This is a genomic window from Parolsenella sp. (assembly GCF_982402205.1).
In genome coordinates this window covers 1-1,943 of record NZ_CEVYAT010000203.1, presented here as the reverse complement: position 1 = coordinate 1,943, position 1,943 = coordinate 1, and the positions used below count along the sequence as shown (strand labels likewise).

The following is a 1,943-nucleotide window of genomic DNA, read 5'->3' as shown; positions in this document are numbered from 1 at the left end:
GCGCCGCTGCTCGTGGCCATCGCGCTCGTCTCGGCTGTGGTGGTCTTTGGCGGAAACCTGCTGGCAGACGTTCTGTACGGCGTCATCGACCCGCGCATCCGAGAGGGGAGGGCAAGCCGCCATGCCTAGCGAATCCGCAGGCCTCACGACCTTCCACGTGCCCGCCGTCCGCGGCGCGGGCAATCGCCGCCGCGCGCTCCTTGGCATCATCGCCCTTGCAGTGGCCCTGGCGCTCGTCGTGGTGGCGGGCCGCGCCCTCTGGGATGTTGCCAGCCAGACTGACTTTGCTGCGCGCAACCTCGCGCCCAGCCCGGCGCACCCCTTTGGCTGCGACTGGATGGGCCGAGACATGTTTGCGCGCACCCTCGCGGGCCTGTCGACCTCGGTCTTGGTGGGGCTCGTTGCCGCCGCGTGCTCGAGCGTGGTGGCGTGCGCCCTGGCCCTCGTGGCGGCGTTGGGCGGACGCGCGGCCGATGCGGCCGTCTCGTGGCTCATCGACCTGGTGATGGGCGTGCCGCACCTCATATTGCTACTGCCCATCAGCTATGCGCTGGGTCGCGGCGTCACGGGCGTGGCCGTGGGCGTGGCGCTCACGCACTGGCCGAGCCTTGCGCGCGTACTGCGCGCCGAGGTGATGCAACTGCGCGAGCAGCCCTGGCTTGCGGCGGCGCGCGCGTCTGGCGCCAGCGCCTGGCGCATCGCTTGGGGCCACGTGCTGCCGACCCTGGTGCCGCAGCTGCTCGTGGGCACGGTGGTGGCGTTTCCGCACGCGATCCTGCACGAGGCGTCCATCACGTTTTTGGGCTTTGGCCTGCCGCCCGAGCTGCCGGCGATTGGCGTGATTTTGTCCGAGTCGATGCAGTACCTCTCGGCCGGCTACTGGTGGCTCGCGGTGCTGCCGGGCGCGGCGCTGCTTGCCGTGGTGCTCGCGTTTGCGGGCCTGGGCTCGCTCGTGCGTGCGCTCACGAGCGCCCGCACGGTGCAGGAGTAGGTGGTGAGGCTGATGAATAACATGCAGGTAGATGATGCTGAGGTGCTTGGGTCTGCTGCTGCCAAGAAGAACGGTGACGCCGGGTGCGACCACGCCGACGGCGAGCGTATCGCGCCCGTCTGCAACCATGGGCGCAGCGGCGACCACGCCGACGGCGAGTACCACCACCATCACACCCACGCGGCGCATTCGCATCACGCGGGCGGCCACCACCTGCTGTCGGTCGAGGACCTCACCGTGGCGTTTGATCTCTACGACGCCAGCGCCCCCTACTTTGCGGCGCCTCGCGTGCGCACCGAGGTGCTGCACGGGCTGTCACTCTCGGTCCATGCGGGCGAGGTGCTTGCTGTGGTGGGCGCGAGCGGCTCGGGCAAGAGCGTCCTGGCCGACGCCCTGGTGGGCCGCTACGAGAGAAACTCCGAGGTGACGGGCCGTATCTGGTTCGACGGCGAGCGCATGGACGCGGGGAGGCTGGCCGCGCTGCAGGGGCGGGGCGTCTCACTCGTGCCCCAGGGCGTGGGCAGCCTCGATCCGCTCATGCGCGTGGGGCAGCAGGTCCGCGGCGTGCCGTGCGGGGCCACCCGGGCGCAGCGTCGCGAGGACGCGCGCCGTCGCATGAGCCGCCAGCGCGAGCTCTTCTCGGCCTATGGGCTTGCGCCCGAGGTCGAGCGGATGTACCTGCACGAGCTGTCGGGCGGCATGGCGCGCCGAGTGCTGCTGATGTGCGCGCTCATGGAGAACCCTCGGCTCATCATCGCCGACGAGCCCACGCCGGGCCTGGACCTCGAGCTGGCGGTCCACGCCCTCGACGACCTGCGATCGTTTGCCAGCGCGGGCGGCGGCGTGCTGCTCATTACGCACGACATCGAGCTGGCCCTGCGCGTGGCCGACCGCGTGGCGGTCTTTCGCGGCGGCACGGTGGTGGAGGAGACGAGCGTGGAGCGCTTTGCTG

Annotated in this window: 2 protein-coding genes; both read left to right on the top strand. The window is 70.8% G+C overall.

Translation table 11 applies throughout. The annotated features are described in order from the left end of the window. Nucleotides 1–121: 121 nt before the first annotated feature. Complete coding sequence (locus AC1VTH_RS08035; RefSeq protein ID WP_481335644.1) at nucleotides 122–991, top strand: ABC transporter permease; 870 nt, start codon at nucleotides 122–124, stop codon at nucleotides 989–991. Between the two features lie 12 nt (nucleotides 992–1,003). Then, the coding region (locus AC1VTH_RS08030; RefSeq protein ID WP_481335646.1) for an ATP-binding cassette domain-containing protein at nucleotides 1,004–1,943 on the top strand (940 nt) is incomplete at its 3' end.